The organism is Robinsoniella sp. KNHs210, from assembly GCF_000686105.1.
Lineage (GTDB): Bacteria > Bacillota > Clostridia > Lachnospirales > Lachnospiraceae > Robinsoniella > Robinsoniella peoriensis.
Window position 1 is genome coordinate 1,832,186 of sequence record NZ_JMLZ01000002.1, and the last position, 14,499, is coordinate 1,846,684.

Annotated in this window: 12 protein-coding genes; 3 read left to right on the forward strand and 9 right to left on the reverse strand. The window is 40.8% G+C overall.

From position 1 onward, the window contains the following. Positions 1-23 precede the first annotated feature (23 nt). The gene (argJ, locus tag CD03_RS0115060) at positions 24-1,244 is read right to left on the reverse strand and encodes a bifunctional ornithine acetyltransferase/N-acetylglutamate synthase (RefSeq protein WP_027294362.1); all 1,221 of its coding nucleotides are present in this window, start codon (positions 1,242-1,244) and stop codon (positions 24-26) included. Positions 1,245-1,308: 64 nt separating this feature from the next. Next, on the reverse strand, positions 1,309-2,349 hold the full coding sequence (gene argC, locus CD03_RS0115065) for an N-acetyl-gamma-glutamyl-phosphate reductase (protein ID WP_027294363.1): 1,041 nt from the start codon (positions 2,347-2,349) through the stop codon (positions 1,309-1,311). Between the two features lie 555 nt (positions 2,350-2,904). Here argC and CD03_RS0115070 point away from each other — a divergent pair. Continuing rightward, a complete protein-coding gene (locus tag CD03_RS0115070) occupies positions 2,905-4,128 on the forward strand; it encodes an argininosuccinate synthase (protein ID WP_027294364.1) in 1,224 nt (407 codons plus the stop codon). Between the two features lie 99 nt (positions 4,129-4,227). Here the strand turns inward: CD03_RS0115070 and CD03_RS0115075 are convergent, their stop codons facing one another. The 5 genes from CD03_RS0115075 to CD03_RS0115095 all read right to left on the reverse strand — a co-directional run bounded on the left by CD03_RS0115075 (position 4,228) and on the right by CD03_RS0115095 (position 9,399). After that, positions 4,228-5,778, reverse strand: a complete 1,551-nt coding sequence (locus CD03_RS0115075) for an ATP-binding protein (RefSeq protein WP_027294365.1) — start codon at positions 5,776-5,778, stop codon at positions 4,228-4,230. A gap of 15 nt (positions 5,779-5,793) precedes the next feature. Continuing rightward, complete coding sequence (locus tag CD03_RS0115080) at positions 5,794-7,143, reverse strand: vWA domain-containing protein (protein WP_044289404.1); 1,350 nt, start codon at positions 7,141-7,143, stop codon at positions 5,794-5,796. 59 nt (positions 7,144-7,202) lie between these two features. Beyond that, a complete protein-coding gene (locus CD03_RS33620; RefSeq protein WP_052377815.1) occupies positions 7,203-8,111 on the reverse strand; it encodes a leucine-rich repeat domain-containing protein in 909 nt (302 codons plus the stop codon). A gap of 72 nt (positions 8,112-8,183) precedes the next feature. Next, the gene (locus CD03_RS0115090; protein ID WP_027294367.1) at positions 8,184-8,438 is read right to left on the reverse strand and encodes a hypothetical protein; all 255 of its coding nucleotides are present in this window, start codon (positions 8,436-8,438) and stop codon (positions 8,184-8,186) included. A gap of 121 nt (positions 8,439-8,559) precedes the next feature. Next, positions 8,560-9,399 (reverse strand): DegV family protein, encoded by an 840-nt coding sequence (locus tag CD03_RS0115095; protein WP_027294368.1) that lies wholly within the window; start codon positions 9,397-9,399, stop codon positions 8,560-8,562. Between the two features lie 351 nt (positions 9,400-9,750). Here CD03_RS0115095 and CD03_RS0115100 point away from each other — a divergent pair, with 351 nt between their 5' ends. Next, positions 9,751-10,218, forward strand: a complete 468-nt coding sequence (locus CD03_RS0115100) for a DUF5721 family protein (RefSeq protein WP_330377215.1) — start codon at positions 9,751-9,753, stop codon at positions 10,216-10,218. Positions 10,219-10,421: 203 nt separating this feature from the next. Further along, a complete protein-coding gene (htpG, locus tag CD03_RS0115105; RefSeq protein ID WP_027294370.1) occupies positions 10,422-12,497 on the forward strand; it encodes a molecular chaperone HtpG in 2,076 nt (691 codons plus the stop codon). 76 nt (positions 12,498-12,573) lie between these two features. On the opposite strand, the gene CD03_RS0115110 is transcribed toward htpG, so the two are convergent. Both CD03_RS0115110 and CD03_RS0115115 read right to left on the reverse strand, forming a co-directional pair. Beyond that, complete coding sequence (locus CD03_RS0115110) at positions 12,574-13,830, reverse strand: ABC transporter permease (protein ID WP_027294371.1); 1,257 nt, start codon at positions 13,828-13,830, stop codon at positions 12,574-12,576. Continuing rightward, positions 13,830-14,498, reverse strand: coding sequence for an ABC transporter ATP-binding protein (locus tag CD03_RS0115115; RefSeq protein ID WP_027294372.1), 669 nt, complete (start codon positions 14,496-14,498; stop codon positions 13,830-13,832). Before CD03_RS0115115 ends, CD03_RS0115110 begins: the two co-directional genes overlap by 1 nt. Position 14,499: the final 1 nt, after the last annotated feature.

Below are 14,499 nucleotides of genomic sequence, written 5' to 3' on the forward strand. Positions count from 1 at the left end.
TACTATTTGTTTGCTTATGAATATCAGGAGCGGTAATCTGCATTGATTTTTACGTAATCAAAGGTGAGGTCGCATCCCCATGCCGTGGCAGTTTCCTTACCCATTTTAATATCTGCTATTGCCGTCACTTCCTGTTCAGACAGGATTTTTGTAGCTTCTTCCTCACTGTAATCCAGTGCAACTCCATTTTCAATAATCTGTAACCTTCCTGCTGCACTTTCAAAGAATAAGTCTACCTTTTCTGGATCAAAGTCAGCTCCGGAATATCCCATGGCACAAAGTATGCGCCCCCAATTTGCATCGTGTCCGAAAATCGCTGCTTTGGTGAGACTGGATGTTATAATTGACTTGCTTAAAGTAACTGCCTGCTCTTTGGACCAGGCACCGATTACCCTGACTTCGAACAGCGCAGTTGCTCCCTCTCCATCTCCTGCAATTTTTTTAGCAAGACAGGTATTCACATAATTGAGAGCCTCAAGGAAAAGTTTATAATCCTCATTTTCTTCGGTGATCAAAGGATTGCCCGCCATTCCGTTTGCAAGAAGAAGCACCGTATCATTTGTAGAAGTATCCCCGTCAACAGATACCATGTTGTAAGTATCTTTAATATCGGCGCTCAGTGCTTTCTGCAGCATCTCTTTTGAAATTGCGGCGTCTGTTGTTACAAAACTAAGCATGGTACACATATTTGGATGAATCATGCCGGAGCCTTTGCACATGCCGCCAATGGTGACTGTTTTACCCCCTATTTCAATCGCTACTGCAATTTCTTTTTTTACCGTGTCCGTAGTCATAATTGACTCCGCCGCCAATGTACCTGCCTCTATTGACCCGGAAAGCAGAGGAACCATTTTTCTGATTCCATCTTTTAAGGGCACCATGGGAAGTTGTTTGCCGATTACACCGGTAGATGCAACCAGAACAGCCTTGGGATCTATATGTAAAAGTTCTGCCGCCGTGTCCGCGGTATCCTTGCAATAAGCCATCCCTTCTTCTCCTGTACAGGCATTTGCCACACCGCTGTTGGCAATAACCGCCTGGGCATTCTGATAATTGTAAACCACGTCCATATCCCATTTAACAGGAGCCGCTTTAACAATATTCGTGGTAAAGGTGCCTGCTGCCGCACAAGGCACCTCACTGTAAATCATAGCCATATCTTTTTTGTCTTTCTTAATCCCTGCATAAATCCCTGCTGCCTGAAACCCTTTTGCAGCAGTAACTCCTCCATCCATCACCTTCATGATTCTTCCTCCTTATATGTGGAAACTATTTTCCTTACTGTAATAACGTTTCAAATATCCCATCTTACGGGAACATGGGCACTAGCTGTAATCCCATAGTTTCATCAAACCCAAAGAGCAGATTCATATTCTGCACTGCCTGGCCTGCGGCGCCTTTTACCAGATTATCCATTGCGCCCATCATAATAATGCGGTTCGTTCTCTTGTCGATCTTGAAATTCACATCCACATAATTACTTCCCTCTACCCATTTCGTCTGAGGGCATACATCCGGATCCAGTACACGTACAAAACACTCATTCTCATAGTATTTATCATAAACTGCTTTCACTTCTTCATAGCTGACATCTTTCTTCAATGAAGCATACGCAGTGATCAGAATTCCTCTGTTCATAGGAACAAGATGAGGTGTAAAATTAATCCGGATCTCCTCTCCTGCCGCATAGCCCAGCTGTTCTTCTATTTCCGGAGTATGTCTGTGGGAGGCAACACCGTATGCTTTGATATTTTCATTTACTTCACAGTAGAGATTATCTACTTTTGCACCGCGTCCTGCTCCGGAAGTACCGGATTTAGCATCGATAATAATCGTAGCCGGATCAATCAATCCTTCCTTTAATAAAGGATAAATCGACAATGTACTGCAGGTAGGATAACATCCCGGATTCGCAATTAGTCTCGCCGCTTTCACCGCTTCCCTGTTGATTTCACATAATCCATATACTGCTTCTCCAATAAACTGCGGAGTCTTATGGGAAATATTATACCACTCCTCATAGGTCTTTACATCTTTAATACGGAAATCCGCACTCAGGTCAATGACTTTTACTTTGGAAAGTATTTCTTCGGTAACAAGTGAAGCACAAAGTCCCTGAGGGGTAGCAGTAAAAATCACATCCACCTGATCTGCCAGCTCCTGCATATTGTCATCCATACATTTTGCATCTACGATTTGGAACATATTCTGATATACTTGCGAATACTTTTTATCTATGTAACTTCTGGAACCATACCACGCAATTTCCACTTCCTTATGCCCTAATAATAACCTCACAAGTTCACCGCCTGCATATCCGGTTGCTCCGATAATTCCTGCTTTTATCATTTTCAAAACTCCTTTTCTTCTTTTTTTCCTTTGTTTCCAGTCTAATAGAACTCTTGCTCATTTCTCCAGGCTGCTTTCTTATTAATATATAATAAGATTTCAGCGAAGTAAAGTGTTTTTCTTCTAGTGCCTCCCTGCGTAAACTTATATTGACAGTGCTGAATATCCTGTCATCTGCACGCCCCACTTTGCGGCATATCTGCCGTTCCTGGGTATGGGTTGCGATTTCATTTATTTTAATTCCTCCGCATGAATAATATGCGCATAATTATACATTGAATATGTATATTATGCAAGTACTTTTTTAAAATTTCTGGAAAAACTTTCTTCCCGGCAATTTTATTTCCGACAGCCTTCGATATACCAGAATTCCTTTCTTCCCTATTTATATGCCTTTTCTACTATATAATAGAACTTATGCTTTTTTCCCCGGATCACACAAAAATAATTTTAGAATTTATGTAAATTTACTCTTGCATAATTATGACAATTGATGTATAGTAGTCATTAGCGAAAAGCAATCAAATAATACATAATATTTAGGAGGATACACCTATGAAAGAAAAAGTTATTCTGGCATATTCAGGTGGTCTGGATACGACCGCAATCATCCCTTGGTTAAAAGAACATTTTGATTATGATGTAGTTTGCTGCTGCATCGACTGTGGACAGGGAAATGAATTGGACGGATTGGAAGAAAGAGCAAGTCTGTCAGGAGCTTCCAAATTATATATTGAAAACATCATTGATGAATTCTGTGACGATTATATTATGCCATGCGTAAAAGCAGGTGCTGTATATGAAAATAAATATTTACTGGGAACCTCTATGGCACGTCCCGGTATTGCAAAAAGATTAGTAGAAATCGCCAGAAAAGAAGGCGCTACTGCTATCTGCCACGGAGCTACCGGAAAAGGTAATGACCAGATCCGTTTTGAGCTGGGCATCAAGGCACTGGCTCCTGACTTAAAAATAATTGCTCCATGGAGAATGACCGATATCTGGACCATGCAGTCCCGTGAAGATGAAATCGAATACTGTAAAGAGCATGGCATCGATCTTCCATTTTCAGCAGACAGCAGCTATAGCCGTGACCGTAACTTATGGCACATCAGCCATGAAGGTCTGGAATTAGAAGATCCTGCAAACGAACCAAACTATGACCACTTATTAGTGCTGGGCGTATCTCCGGAAAAAGCTCCGGAAGAAGGCGAATACGTAACCATGACCTTTGAAAAAGGTACTCCAACCAGCTTAAATGGTGAACAGATGAAAGTATCTGAAATCATTACAAAATTAAATGAACTGGGCGGAAAGCATGGTATCGGTATTGTTGATATCGTAGAAAACCGTGTTGTTGGAATGAAATCCCGCGGTGTATATGAGACACCAGGAGGAACAATCCTTATGGAAGCACATGACCAGTTAGAAGAATTAGTATTAGACCGTGCCACCATGGAAACGAAAAAAGATATGGGCAACAAATTTGCACAGATCGTATACGAAGGAAAATGGTTTACCCCTCTTCGCGAAGCAATCCAGGCTTTTGTTGATGTGACACAGGAATATGTAACCGGTGAGGTAAAATTCAAACTTTACAAAGGCAATATTATCAAAGCAGGCACTACTTCTCCATATAGCTTATACAGTGAATCTTTAGCAAGCTTTACCACAGGTGAATTATATGACCACCATGATGCTGATGGATTCATCACATTATTTGGCCTTCCATTAAAAGTTCGTGCAATGAAAATGGCTGAGATCGAAAAAAATAAATAAAAAATAATAGATACATGCAAGAAACAAGAAAGCAGGCAGGACATATCGGCAATATATGTCCTGCCTGCTTTCTTGTTTTCATACACTTGCCGAATGCCTTTAAATATTCCCAAGCTCTTCTATTTCATCCAGCTGATGTAAAATCCCCTTCTGTTTCTCAGCAAATAATAACGTTTTATTATATTTGTAATACCGGTCACAGCCATTTTCATCCACAAACCATACACTGTAATAATCCGTATTTAGTTCTGTGATAAAGATAACCATTTCCTGGCTGTCTCCAAATGCAGTTTCCATAAAATCGAACGCGTAATTCAGTGCCTCTTCCGCTTCTTGTATCAAAGTACTGCGGGAATCCGTGATGTCTGCAAATCTTTCCTTTACCGCTTCAAAAGCTTTCCGGCTGTCAATATAGTCTCCTCCTTTTAACAGATTTTCATAGGATTCCAACTGGGCACCCGCTTTTCTGCGGATATGCTCCTGCTCCTTCGTTAACTGCTCTGCAGCAAGCAGTCTGGCGGTGTCTTCTTCCATCTTACGGGTGAGCTTTGTCATTGCCTCGTAAGCAGCACCATTTGCATCCGTATTGTCCCTGGTGCCGTCATAAGTGCCCAAACTGTCTTTAAAATACTTTAACTGCTCATAGACCATTGTCACAAACGCATCGCTGCGGTAACATATCCGAAACAATTCATCCAGCCTGGAAACCAAAAGTCCAATTACACTTAATTTTTCATCAAATGCCGCACGCCGTACTTTATCAATTGCCGCATCCGAAATGTGTCCTTTTAAAATATCTGCAACCTGATAGTCCTTTTTATATTTTTGATATAATTCCAGATAATTAGAAAAATCTTTTGCAATCTTCCAATGCTGAATATACTGGTACACCACTTCCCTGTCAATTCTCTTACCAATTTCTTCATATACCTTGATCAGCTGGGACAAATCCTCCCATCCTCTTGCCGTTGCAAAAAGCTTGCCGTCCACAGTAGTCTCAATACAGTAAAAGTGATTTTTCTTCAATTCCAGATATGACAGCACAGCATGATGAATGCCGGCATGGTAGGCGTATTCTTTCCAGACAGAAAAGTCCGCCTCTACATCTATTTTCTTAATCCGGTCCAGGGTAACCACATCAAAATCTCTCACCGACTTATTATATTCAGGCGGATTTCCGGCAGCTACAATCACCCAGCCCTCCGGAACCTTCTGATTTCCAAAGGTTTTGCACTGCAAAAACTGAAGCATGGTGGGCGCCAGGGTTTCCGACACACAATTAATCTCATCGATAAACAAAATACCTTCCCGGATGCCGGTTTTTTCGATCTTTTCATAAACCGAAGCGATGATTTCACTCATTGTATATTCCGTAACGGATACCTTTTCGCCCCGGAATTCTTTTTCAACGATATAAGGCAGACCAATGGCGCTCTGTCTGGTGTGGTGGGTGATGGTATAGGCTACCAGCCCTACCCGGCACTCTTTCGCAATCTGTTCCATAATCTGGGTCTTACCGATTCCGGGGGGGCCGATCAGAAGCAGGGGCCTTTGCCGCACTGATGGAATCTGATATTCTCCGTATTCATTTTTCATCAGATATGCTTCAATGGAATTTTTAATTTCTTCCTTAGCTCTTTTAATATTCATTTCTATTCTCCTATATCATCTATCATTTTGAACAGGATACCGGTTTGACAGCTCCTCTTCATCTATTATTATTTTTATCGCCCAGGGAGGCACCTGCGTATCATCGTAGTCCTCCCGCATAAATACAAATGCTGTTTCATAGGGCGGCATATTCTTTGGAAAAATCCCAAATCCGTCTGTAAAATACAACAGGCCTTTGAGATTTGTAAATTCTTTTCTTCTGCAAAGCTCATCCACATAAGCAAAAGCCGGACGAAAATCCGTTCCTCCGCTTCCCACGATTTCCATCTCTTCCATATATTTTTGTAATTCTTCTTCCGTTGTAATCTTCCGGTCCTGCTGTACCTTTTCATCGCATTGAATAATGTGAATATTTACTTTTCTAAAAAAGCTGTCATTCTCCTGCAGAATATGATAAGTTTCTTCCAGGAAAAGACGCACCAGATGTCCCGAACAGGACATGGAAGTGTCAATGACAATGGCAAATTCTTCAATCTTCATTACTTCTTTGGATTCAACCGGTTCAATCAGCGGCATATTGCCATACATGGTCATGCCATAGGTATAAAATGCATAGTCAAACTGATCCGTATCCACCTGTATCTCTTCTTTTAACACGGAAAATTTTCTTAAAAACCTGCGGTAATCATCTCCCTGTTTTTTACGGACTTTCAATTGGTCCCGCAAACCTCCGGATGCCTCCACGGATTCTTTAGAGAAAGTATCCAGATCCATCTCCATCTGCTCCCTGATATCCTGCCATTTCTGGTTCATTTCACTGTTTTTTTCCGAATCTTCCTGTTTATTCCAGTACTGGTGGCTGTCCCTGCAGAATTCCAGGATCAGTTTATCCAGTTTTCGGTTATTCACGCCAAAATCCATTTTTTGCAGTTCCAGATAAATACCTTCTGCAGTGAGCACCTTCAGGCTCCTGCCTAACTCCCGGTACGTGCTTTCCCGAAGCCAGGACATTCCCTTTTTCAGGCAGCGTATCTGCATACTGTCAATAATGGATTCAACGGCAATGTCGCATGCCAGATTCCAGTAGATTTCCTCACGTTTCTCTGTTTCCACTACGTGGCAAAACAGGCAGTGCAGTACCTGGTGCAGATATGCACGGTTAATTATAGTACGGCTCTCCCGAAATAATCCCCCAAGGAACCGGGCGTTGTAATAAATAACGTTTCCGTCCGTTCCCAGACTGTTCATTTCCATATCCATCTGATATTGAAATGATGACAGTGCCACGTCCAGGAAACGCATATGAATATATAACTCATTTCTGGCGTTAATCAGGATATCGAAACCTGCCTGATAAAGTCTGTCCCATATCTCCTGCTCTCTCGCTGTAAAATCTTCGGTCATATTGACTCCTTTCTAGCGCGTGTTTTATAATTGCTTTCTGACAGCTGCGCGTCACAGTATTATAAATCAAAGCTCTTTTTCTTTTTTGCAAAGTGTTCATTTTTATAATCCATCAGATAACCCACCGCTTCCATACGCTCCTGCTCCCCTGCAAAACGTATCAGATTCTCTAAAATCTCCGGCTGCCATACAATCTGGCTGCTTAAAAAATTCAGCTGATGCATCCGGTCAGAACGAATGAGCCACATCCCTGCGGCTATACTGTGTTGGGACAGATATTCCCGGTACTGTATCTCATGCTCCCCCGTCAACTGCAAAGGATATTCCAGGCGGTAAAGTGCCAGGTGTACACAGAAATCCTCGGATTCCCATGCTTTTGCATCATAAAACAGGCGGTCATATTCCAGAAATTTAAATTCTCCGTTATGAAAGCACTGCCGATAAGTATATCCGGAACCATGGATACGGGTTTCTAAAATCCTGGCAGGTGTATTTTCCACAGCTTCTTCGTAATATTCCGGAAACAGCAGCCTGGCGATAGTCTGTCCTTCTCTGCTTAATTTTACTTCCACCTCATGATTTAACTCAGCAATTACATTTTTAAAACAATATCCCATCGGGCCATCCAGACTGATCTTCAGCCTGGATAGTTTTGCACATCCGGTGAATGCTCCGCCGCCGATCTCACGGACCCCCTGATACAATGCCATTTTCTTAAGCTGTCTGCACCCGTAAAATGCATAATCACCGATTTTCTGTACGGTTTCCGGTAAAATTACCTCTTCCGGCATGTCGGCACAAACGGCTTTTTTGCCGCCATCCCCGTCGTACGCCCCGGAAAATATATATTTTCCCAGAGCAGTCACCGGGTATCCTTCCAGCTGTCCTGGGATCACTACTTTTCTCCCCTCCCCAAAACAGCGTAAAATACATACCTCTTTATTTTCTATAATATAATCAAATTGCAACCTTCCGGTTCCTCCTTGTCTTCCTCATTACCAAAAAGTTACAGCCGGAATGCTGCGCACTCCGGCTGTCCATTATTTTGCTGCTTCTGTTTCCGTTTCATTTAATCCCTGTAAATAATCGTCTACGGCTGTAGTCTTCACCTCGTAATTTTTCACCGGAGGTGTATAGAACTTATTAAAAGCCGAAAAACCTACCCAGCCTACAATGACAAGACATACTGCCAAACCGCCCAGCTTCATGAGCATTTTATTGCGTTTCTGTTTTTTAAGAAGCTTTTCACGATTTGCTTTTTCTTGTTTGTAGCGGTCTACTTTCTCCTGACTCATATGTTCTTCTCCTTACTTCTGCTATCTGTCATTTCTTTAAGCATATTTTTTATATTATATCACAGATTTGTAGGAATTGCATGTTTTTTTTACTTGTTTTGACATTTATACGGCAATTATTTTAAACAACAATAATAATTCCACCGTCATTAGCGTACATACTGCTGATACCTGCGGTATCAACAATAAAAATATCCTTAAGTGATAATCTGGACACTAAAGCATCTTTTATCATTTTAGCACGGTCCGGGCAGTTGCAGTGAGAAATGGCCAAAATCTTTTCTTCCGAATTTTCTACCTTCTCGACTATAAAATCTACCATTTTAACCAATGCCTTATTCATTCCTCTAGCCTGATCCAGCTGCACAATGGTACCCTCGGGTGTAGCTCCCATTACCGGTTTGATCTTAAGCGCCGTTGCCACAAATGCCTTCACTTTACTGAGACGTCCATTTTTCCGGAGGGTATCCAGATTCTCCAAAACAAACCAGGTGCTCTGTCCGGCAATATACTTTTCTACGGTTTCCACAATTTCTTCAAATTCCATGCCCGCATTTTCGCATTCCTGTATCTTCAAACCGATCAGGGTCTCACCAATAGATGCTGAACGAGAATTAAAAATATGAACCTTTTTATCCGGATGTTCTTCCAAAAATAACTTTCTGCCAAGCTCTGCGCTGTTGTAAGAGCCGCTTAATTCCGCCGACAGCGTAACCGCATAAGCTCTCGGCGCTCCGCAGTCAAAAGCACTCATATAGGCTTCCGGTGATGGACATGATGATTTAGGGCAGTTCGGACTAGCTGCAATCCGTCTTAAAAAATCTGCCTGGTTAAATGTTTCATCATCCACAATTGTGCAATCATCCACCTGCATAGAAAGTGATGCTGTAGCAAAATGACCGTCCTTCTTCATCTCTTCTGTCAATTCGCCGCAGCTGTCAATAATTATCTTGTAATCCATTAAAAATTCCTCCTAAAATCTTGCATCACTCATGCAGAATATTCATCAAGTACAATCTTGTACAGCATTGCATAATTATTGGTAAATAAAATGCCTGGTATCTGCGTCTTTATTCACTGTTAATTGCACAAGGATGTACTAGTACTAATTAGCATATCTTATTATGTAGTTTTTAATACCACATAATCATAGCACATATAAATTCGTTTGAAAAGGGGTTTTTTCCATTTCCGGCTGAATCCCTGCTTGCCGTCTTCTTACATTGCGGTTATAATAATAACAGATGAAATTTTTTATGAAAAAAGGAGCAAAAAATTGATCGCACTACATATATTAGATGTCAAACAATTTATGTCAAAACTATTGCTGAATGATACTTTTGACCATTTTCTGCTGTCTGAAGCCGTTATTACTACTTATAATACCTTTCATATTGACGGCCGCCTGCAAAAAGATTATTACAATCCGGATGAACTGGAAGAACGAGGCCTTTCCAATACCAATTATTCGTCCTGGATGCAGTTACGTCCCTATTGTTTTGAATTAATTAAAGGAAAGCGCACGCCGCTGAATTTTAAATTTGTCTTTCAGCTCTCTCCTGCCAATCTTGAAAAATTGTTAGTTCAGACTAAACTGCCTATGTCCTCTTCTGATATCAACGGCCTGTTTTTAAATTTAAAATATGATGGACATAATCTGAGCTGTATCACCGGTTCTTCCATCCGAATCTTTACAATGGATAAAACACTGGAGCAGTCCTGGGATACCATGGTACAGAAATTTCTCAGGCAGAAAGAAATTGCATTTGAGCTACTCTGATCATTTACCATTATTCTTTCCAACTCAGGTATTTTTTATGTTTATATCCAAAAAATGGATGAGTTTATAATTTGTTTATAAAGTTTATAGAAATTTGTTAGCACTCATCTTGATTGAGTGCTAATTTTTTCTTGACAATTTATTTTTCCCGTATTAAACTAGCTTTAGATAAAAATGAAATAATTACAAAAGGAGTGTTACTTATGAGCAACAAAAAAGGAAGCTTATCAATTAACAGCGAAAACATATTTCCAATTATCAAAAAATGGTTATATTCTGACCATGACATCTTTTTCCGTGAATTGGTTTCCAACGGATGTGATGCAATCACAAAGTTAAAGAAACTGGAAGTAATGGGTGAATACTCATTCCCGGAAAAACACAAAAACAAAATTGAAGTAATAGTAAATCCGGAAGCGAAAACATTAAAATTTATTGATACCGGTCTTGGTATGACAGCTGATGAAGTAGAAGAATACATCACACAGATCGCATTTTCCGGTGCAACCGATTTCCTTGAAAAATACAAAGACAAAACAAACGACGACGAAATGATCGGTCATTTCGGTCTGGGCTTTTATTCAGCATTTATGGTTGCTGAAGAAGTACACATCGATACTCTTTCCTATAAAGAAGGTTCTGTCCCGGTTCACTGGGAATGTGACGGCGGCACTGAATATACTTTAGATGATGGGAATAAAAATACCGTAGGTACGGAAATCACACTCTTCTTAAACGAAGAAAGCCTGGAATTCGCTAACGAATACCGCGCTCGTGAAGTATTGGAAAAATATTGTTCTTTCATGCCTGTAGAAATTTTCCTTTCCAAGGAAAATGCAGAGCAGGAATTCGAAACCATCGATGAAGCAGATCTTCGTGAAGATGATGTGGTTGTAGAACATATCCACGAAGAAGCAAAAACGGAAGAAAAAGAAAACGAAAACGGTGAAAAAGAAATCGTGGAAGTTTCTCCTGCAAAGGATAAAGTAAAAATAAACAAACGTCCTGTATCTTTAAGTGATCCTGCTCCTCTTTGGACCAAGCATCCAAATGACTGTAAAGAAGAAGAATACAGAGATTTTTACCGTAAGGTATTTATGGATTTCAAAGAACCTTTATTCTGGATTCACTTAAATATGGACTATCCATTTAACTTAAAAGGTATCCTCTACTTCCCGAAAATCAATACGGAATATGATTCTATTGAAGGTACCATTAAGTTATACAATAACCAGGTATTTATCGCAGATAATATCAAAGAAGTAATTCCTGAATTCCTGATGCTGTTAAAAGGTGTCATCGATTGTCCGGACTTACCGCTTAACGTATCCAGAAGTGCTCTTCAGAACGATGGCTTTGTTAAGAAGATCGCTGATTATATCTCCAAGAAAGTAGCTGACAAATTAAGCGGCATGTGCAAAACAGACCGTGAACAGTATGAAAAATACTGGGATGACATCAGCCCATTCATCAAATTCGGCTGCTTAAAAGACGGCAAGTTCAGTGATAAGATGATGGATTACATTCTTGTAAAAAACCTGGAAAGCAATTATCTGACTCTGCCTGATTTCATTGCAGAGAACAAAAAAGACGAGCCGGAAACTGAGGAAACTGCTGCTGAAGAAACCAGTGCTGATAACACAGAAGATGCAGATAAAAAAGAATCGGAAAAGCCAAAGACTACACTCTTCTATGTTACGGATGAAGTACAGCAGAGCCAGTACATTAATATGTTCAAAGAGGAAGGTCTGGATGCGGCTATCTTAAAGCACAACATTGATTCCGCTTTCATCAGCCATATCGAACAAAAAAATGAGGAAGTTAAATTCCAGCGCATCGATTCCGACGTAACAGAGCACTTCAAGGAAGAAGTAAATGCTGAAGAATTAAAGGAAACTACAGATACACTTACTGAATTATTCCGCAAAGTTCTTGGCAAAGAAAAACTGGAAGTCAAAGTTGAAAAGCTGAAAAACGAAAACATCTCTTCTGTAATGACTCTTTCTGAAGAAAGCAGACGTATGCAGGATATGATGAAGATGTACAATATGTACGGTATGGATCCAGGCATGTTTGGATCTTCCGAAACCCTTGTATTAAACGCTAATAATCAATTAGTAAAATATATCTTTGAAAACAAAGATTCTGAAAATATTCCGATGATGTGTGAGCAGTTATACGATCTTGCACTCTTAAGCCACAAACAGCTGGCTCCGGAAGAAATGACAAAGTTCATTTCCAGAAGCAATGAAATCATGATGATGTTATCAAAATTATGATTTTGAAAACGTCCAGATAATAATGTCTGGACGTTTTTATTTGCTTATTGACAAAGCTCCTGCTCATTTATAATTGTCACCCGGAATATCTGAGCGCTTCTATCGGATGCTTTTTTGCCGCCTTATTTGCCGGATAAATACCGAAGACTACCCCGATAATACTAGAAAAACCTACAGCGATCCATACTACCTGATTGGACAATTGGAAACTCATGGAATCCATAATCATACCGGCTGCCTGCAAAATAACCCAGGACAAAAATATCCCAAACAGACACCCTAAAAGGCTGATCATCAATGCTTCCAGCATAAACTGCAGCATAATGCTTCCCCTGCCTGCCCCGATTGCTTTTCGGATACCGATTTCTTTCGTACGCTCAGTTACGGATACCAGCATAATATTCATAATCCCAATACCGCCCACAACTAATGAGATCGCTGCGATACCTCCCAGCATCAAAGCAAGGGTGTTGGTTACGCTGTTCATTGTTTCCATAAGCGTAGACTGGTTTTGTATGGTAAATGCATCCTCATCCTGTCCAAAACGCTTTAACAGCATTTCTGACATGGCATCTTCTGCTGCATCCAGACTGTCTTCACTGGTAGCTGTGGCATAGAACGTCGTGATTTCTGATGATATATTGCTGGCAATTCTTGTCAGCGTTGTATAGGGAATATAGGCGTCCAGGCTTGCATAAGAGGTGCTGGTAGACGATGAACTTTTAGAAGAAGCACTCCCCCTGCCTGATCCAGAGCTTCCCGATGATCTGGATGATGATTTACTGCTGGTCTCGTCACTCTTGATAATTCCTATAATTAAAAAACTTCTGCCGTCTAAGGAAATACTTTCTCCCACTGCATTAGCACGCCCAATAATCTCCGTAGCCGCATCCTCATTTAATACCACTACATTCGAATGATTGTCAATATCTGCCGCTTTTAAGAAACGCCCATAGGCCAATTCCTTGCCTTGTATATCCAGATAGGAGCCTGTTGTTCCATATGTGGTAACCGTACTGCTGGTATATCCGCTTTTTGCTGTTACGCTGCTTTGGGCTATTGGTGCTGTCAGAGCAATTTCCTCATTTTCCGTAAAGTCTGACAGTTCGGATAACTTCAACGGATTTTCTTTGTTATCCTCGATCCGAATCGTTAAAAGATTCGTTCCGATATTCGAAATCTCATCTGTTACAGAAGTCGTTGCGCTATTTGCGATAGAGACCAGTACTACCAGCGACATTACACCGATGATAATTCCCAGCATGGTTAAAAAGGATCTCATTTTATTGGAGGTTATGGCACTCCATGCCATTTTTAAGGACTGAAAGACCATCACTCCACCTCCTTTACATGACCATCCAGAATATGAATTCTGCGCAGTGCCTGTTTTGCCACTTTGTTATCATGGGTAATTAACACAATGGTATTCCCCTGTTCATGCAGTTCATGAAACAGGTTCATGATATCGTCTCCGGTTCTGGAATCCAGATTTCCGGTAGGCTCATCTGCCAGAAACAGAGAGGGACTTGTTACAAGTGCCCTCGCTATTGCAACTCTCTGCTGCTGCCCGCCGGATAACTCTGTGGGTTTATGATGCATCCTGCTGGAAAGCTCCACTTTTTCTAACGCTTCCATAACCCTTCTCTTGCGCTCAGAAGCATGGATACCCTGATAGATTAAAGGGAGTTCCACGTTCTCTTCTGCCGTCATCTTCTGAATCAGATTAAAATTCTGAAAAATAAATCCGATTTTATGATTCCGTATCCTGCCCAGTTCCCGTTCTGAATATTGTTCTATCTCCTGTCCGTCCAGATAATACTCCCCGCAATCAGCTACATCCAGACACCCTATAATGTTCATAAGCGTGGATTTACCGCTTCCTGAAGGTCCTATAATGCTGACGAATTCGCCTTTTTTAATCCTCATATTCGCATGATCCAAAGCCCTCACTTCTTCCCCGCCAATCTGATAATATTTACAAACATCCTGAAATATAATCATT